Genomic DNA, 4784 nt, shown 5'->3' with positions numbered 1-4784 from the left:
CTTCCTGGGCCAGCTTTTTATTCAAAGAAGGCAGCCGTTCGGTCATATCCTTGTGCACGGTACTTTTGCTCACCCGAAACACCTGCGCGGCACGGCGCACTGTGGCCCTGGTCTCCAGGATATAGGCGCAAATGTCCAGCACCCTTTTCTGGATGTATTCCTGCATTGCCCTACCTCCCCGGCTTGGTACCTGATAAAAATATATGCGCCGGGAGCGGGGAAATTGCCTAAAACCCGCACCGTGCCGGGGTGCTGCAGCAGGAGATGCTCAAGTTGTTACCGGTGTATGTTTTCCACCAGGTAATCGGCCGGGTTCCGCGCGACACCGTTTTTAAGGAGGGTGAATTCCAGCACTTTGCCCGACCGGGGCAGGGTACCCAGGGGAGCGCGGGCTGCCACGCTCTGACCGGTCTTCACCCGCACTTCCCCCAAACCCCTGTAGACGGTCTGCCAGCCGGAACCGTGGTCGATGATAACGGTATAACTCACAGGGACCGGGTTGCCGGAAGCACCATTGGCATTTGCCTGCCCGGGCTCCTCGAGAGCCGGCCCCGGCCGAACGGCCCCGACTTTCCCGGGAGCCGCCGCTGTTACCAGGGCTCCGGTAGCGGCGCTGAAAGCCACGGACCGGTTGAACCGAAAATCACCGTAGAGCTCGGAATAGCCGCTCCCGTAAGGCTGGACAATCCGGCCGTCCACCGGGGCGCAGATCTTGAATCCGCTGCTGGCATTCACAGCCAGTTCTTGCACATCAGATGGTTGAATTGTTTTTAAAGGCCGGGAGTGCACCACCTGCACCCCATGTTCCAAATCCCGTGCCGGCACCGTGGCCGGAGACCTCCCCGAGAGCGGCCACGTGCCGAGCACGGCCCAGATGATAAACGCTATCAGGGAAATCACCGTGGACCCAATCACCGCATAACGGAGCCAGCTTCCCAGCAGCCACCGGCGCAACCACCGGCGGTATTTTTCTACCGGGTCCTGGCCGGAAAGACGTTTACCAAACGGCCACAATACAATCACTCCCGAAAAAAGAGCTTTTTTAGTATTGTGACCATCCGGTTCTCAATTTATTCGGGTGATCTCGACCCCGGTGTAATAATGCTTCAATATACGGTCAAAAGTATACCCGTGTTCGGCCAGTCCCTTCGCCCCGTACTGGCACATGCCCACGGCATGGCCGTACCCGCGGGTGGTAATCTCCACCTGATCTCCCTTCAATTGCATGGTGAAGTCGGTGGAGCGCAGTCCCAGCAGGTCCCGGACCACCACGGCCGTCATTTTCTTTTCCCCAATGCGGACCGTTTTGGGGCGGCCTGTGGGAGTCCGTTCCAGTACCTCAACCACATTACCTGCACCATGGCCGCCGGCAGTCACCGGCAGGGCTTCCAGGTGCACGCCCAGGGCCCGGTCCACCCGGGCCAGCGGCAGGCTCACCGTACGCACGGGTTCCGGGTCTTCGTCATACGGGCAGGGCACTCCCACCAGGTATGGTACATCGACAGCCCACACGGCGGACGCGCTTTCCGTGCCGCGACCGCCACAGGAGGCATGATAGGCGGGGTCGATGAGCTGCCCCTTGTAAGTTATAACCAGCCCCCGGGTTTCATCGACAGCTCTTTTTATCTTGTAGTAGTACTCGTAATAACGGAGGGTCCCCCACCGCCGGCGCATCTCGTCCCTGGAAATCCAGGCCTGGCCGTGGGTATGGTCGTCGCAGATGTCGGCCCCCGGGTGGTCGTTATTTATCACGCCACCGGCGACCAGCCGGTGCACAATAAAGGTGCGGGCGGCCACGGCCTGGGCTTTCAGGGCTTCCAGGGGGAAGGAGGCCGGCATCTCGGCAGCCACCACCCCCGTAACGTACTCTTCCAGGGGGAGTTCTATGATCCGCCCGGTGCTGTGCAGATAAAGGCGCACCCGCGTTTCCCTCTCCTGTATCCTGACAGGAGAAAGGTAATTCACCAGCACGGGCAAGCCCATGGTAAGCGATAACACCAGGCAGATCAGGCCCAGCAGCAGCCTGCGCACCATTACACCCCCTTGTCCCTTGAATTTTCAGCACGCCGTCCCTACTGGAAATTTATATGCTCCAGTTACAACGGACATGCCTTCACGTCCCATGTACCCGGCTGACCTTTGCTCCCAGGGACTGCAGTTTCTCCACCAGGGAATCATAACCGCGGTCGATGTGCTCGACATTGGTGATTTCCGTCTCGCCTTCCGCCGCCAGGCCGGCCAGGACCAGCGCCGCCCCGGCCCGCAGGTCGGTAGCAACCACCCGTGCCCCGGTAAGCCGGCGGACCCCGTAAACCACTGCCGTACGCCCTGCAACCTTAATCCGCGCGCCCATGCGCTTTAATTCGTTCACATGCATGAACCGATTTTCGAAAACAGTTTCCGTAATAACGCTGGTCCCACGGGCCAGGGTCATCATGGCCATGAACGGGGGCTGCATATCCGTGGGAAAACCGGGATAGGGCAGGGTTTTTATATCCACCGCCCGGAACTGACCGGTCCCGGTCACCCGGATGCTGTTCTCCCCTTCCTCCACCTGCACCCCCGCTTCCCTCAGCTTCGCAATGACCGGCTTGACGTGATCGCAGATCACGTTTTCCACCACCACTTCTCCACCGGCCATGGCTGCAGCCGCCAGGAAGGTTCCCGCTTCAATGCGGTCGGGGATCACGCTGTAGCTGGTGCCCTCAAGGTAACCGACCCCTTCAATGCGGATGACCCTGGTACCTGCACCTTTGATCCTGGCCCCCATGGCATTTAAGAAGTTCGCAAGGTCCACCACTTCCGGTTCTTCCGCCGCATTTTCAATAACCGTAAGGCCCCGGGCCAGGCACGCCGCCATCATTATATTTTCCGTGGCTCCCACGCTGGGAAAGTCCAGGTAAATGCGGTTACCCTCCAGGCCCGGAGTATGCGCTTCAATATACCCCTTGCTCTGGGTTATCCTGGCTCCCAGGAGGCTGAAGCCTTTCAGGTGAAGGTCGATGGGACGGCTCCCGATGGCGCAGCCGCCGGGCATGGAGATGCGTACGCTGCCGCTGCGTGCCAGAACCGGCCCCATGGCCAGGAAGGAGGCCCTCATCCGCCGCACCAGTTCGTAAGGTGCTTCGCCAGTGAACTGAGAAGGGGGGTGGATGAAAAGAGCCCCGTCCCGGCGTTCAACCCTGGCGCCCAGGTGTTCTATGAGCTCACAGGCAATTTTAACGTCGGCCAGGTCCGGCACATCTTCGAGCCTGCTGGTACTCTCTGCCAGCAGAGAGGCCAGCATAACCGGCAGTACGGCATTTTTGGCCGCACTTACCTTCACCGTACCCTTGAGCGGCCGCCCACCCTGCACAACTACCAGTTGCATGGCGTCACCTCACATGGCCCGTTTATACCCAATTGTTGCCCAAAAGTTTCCTCTTCATACCAGGGATTGGCTGTCATCCCCAAATTGCTGACCCGAAATAACAGGAAACGCCGGCCCCCGGCCTGGATCACCCGATAGATAAAAAAATAAGAGGTGGCAGAACCATCTGCCACCTTGAACCAGGGCGTTTTTACATGGACCTGGCGCATGTTTTCCCACAAGGATTTCTAGCTATAATAGCCGGGGCGTGGGTCGTCCCCCGCCAGCCCGCATAACAGCCGGATAAACCAGGGTTTACCCGGGACGAACCCGGGCACCACAGCGTCTGTGTACCCGGCCCCTGCCATGGCGTTCCTTGAGGGACACACCAGCCCTCTTCCTTATTTTGCGCGTATCTCCTCACGATACGGCCTTCAGCCGCGCCAGGGCCCGTTTCAGGGCCAGCTCGGCTCTGACAACGTCAACGTCCGGCGTCCTGGCAGCCAGCCGCTGCTCGGCCCTCGCTTTGGCCGCTTCGGCCCGCTCCCGGTCGATCTCGTCGTCCCGCTCTGCGGTACGGGCCAGGACGGTTACCCGGCTGTTCCGCACCTCAACAAATCCCCCGCTGATCGCCACCTTGAAAGTCCTGTTCTCCTCCTGGACCTTCATCACACCGATCTTAAGGGCGCTTACCAGGGGGGCGTGATCCGGCAGGAAGCCCAGCTCGCCTTCCACGCCCGGCACCACCACAAAGCGGACATCGCCGCTGTAAACTTTGCGCTCGGGAGTGACAATTTCCAGGCGTTGGGTTTTTTCCGCCATTTTACGCACTTCCCTCTGCTAAGCTTTTCGCCTTGGCCACCGCGTCGTCGATGGTACCCACCATGTAGAAAGCTTCTTCAGGCAGGTCGTCGTGCTTGCCGTCCAGGATTTCCTTGAAACCGCGGATGGTTTCCTTGAGCGGTACGTATACGCCCGGCCGGCCGGTGAACTGCTCGGCCACATGGAACGGCTGGGACAGGAAACGCTGCAGCTTCCGGGCCCGGGCCACGATCAGTTTGTCCTCGTCGGACAGTTCTTCCATACCCAGGATGGCGATGATATCCTGCAGTTCCTTGTAGCGCTGCAGAACTTTCTGCACGCCCCGGGCCACCTCGTAGTGCTCGTGGCCGACCACGTTGGGGTCCAGGATGCGGGAGGTGGAGTCCAGCGGGTCCACAGCCGGATAAATACCCAGCTCGGCAATCTGCCGGGACAGCACCACGGTGGCATCCAGGTGGGCAAACGTGGTGGCCGGTGCCGGGTCGGTCAGGTCGTCGGCAGGCACGTATACGGCCTGCACCGAAGTAACCGAACCCTTCATCGTGGAAGTAATCCGCTCCTGCAGCTGGCCCATTTCCGTGGCCAGGGTGGGCTGGTAACCCACGGCCGAGGG

The 4784-nt window shown here is 60.3% G+C and carries 5 protein-coding genes and 1 pseudogene; all 6 read right to left on the bottom strand.

All coding sequences use genetic code 11. From position 1 onward, the window contains the following. Window positions 1-166 (bottom strand): sporulation transcriptional regulator SpoIIID (locus tag ACPLUI_RS11080; protein WP_424660325.1); only part of this gene is annotated, 166 nt, incomplete at its 3' end. A gap of 110 nt (window positions 167-276) precedes the next feature. Further along, complete coding sequence (locus ACPLUI_RS11075) at window positions 277-1023, bottom strand: murein hydrolase activator EnvC family protein (protein ID WP_424660324.1); 747 nt, start codon at window positions 1021-1023, stop codon at window positions 277-279. A 42-nt stretch (window positions 1024-1065) separates the two neighbouring features. Then, complete coding sequence (spoIID, locus tag ACPLUI_RS11070; protein ID WP_424660323.1) at window positions 1066-2034, bottom strand: stage II sporulation protein D; 969 nt, start codon at window positions 2032-2034, stop codon at window positions 1066-1068. Between the two features lie 79 nt (window positions 2035-2113). Next, complete coding sequence (murA, locus tag ACPLUI_RS11065; RefSeq protein WP_424660322.1) at window positions 2114-3370, bottom strand: UDP-N-acetylglucosamine 1-carboxyvinyltransferase; 1257 nt, start codon at window positions 3368-3370, stop codon at window positions 2114-2116. A gap of 399 nt (window positions 3371-3769) precedes the next feature. Continuing rightward, entirely contained in the window at window positions 3770-4171 is a 402-nt protein-coding gene (locus ACPLUI_RS11060) for a F0F1 ATP synthase subunit epsilon (RefSeq protein ID WP_424660321.1), read from the bottom strand. A 1-nt stretch (window position 4172) separates the two neighbouring features. Then, window positions 4173-4784 (bottom strand): annotated as a pseudogene (locus ACPLUI_RS11055) (F0F1 ATP synthase subunit beta); the annotation flags it as partial.

Origin of the sequence: Desulfofundulus sp. (genome assembly GCF_049701015.1) — a bacterium.
In the GTDB taxonomy this organism is placed as follows: Bacteria; Bacillota; Desulfotomaculia; order Desulfotomaculales; family Desulfovirgulaceae; genus Desulfofundulus.
This window is presented reverse-complemented; position numbering and strand designations above follow the sequence as displayed.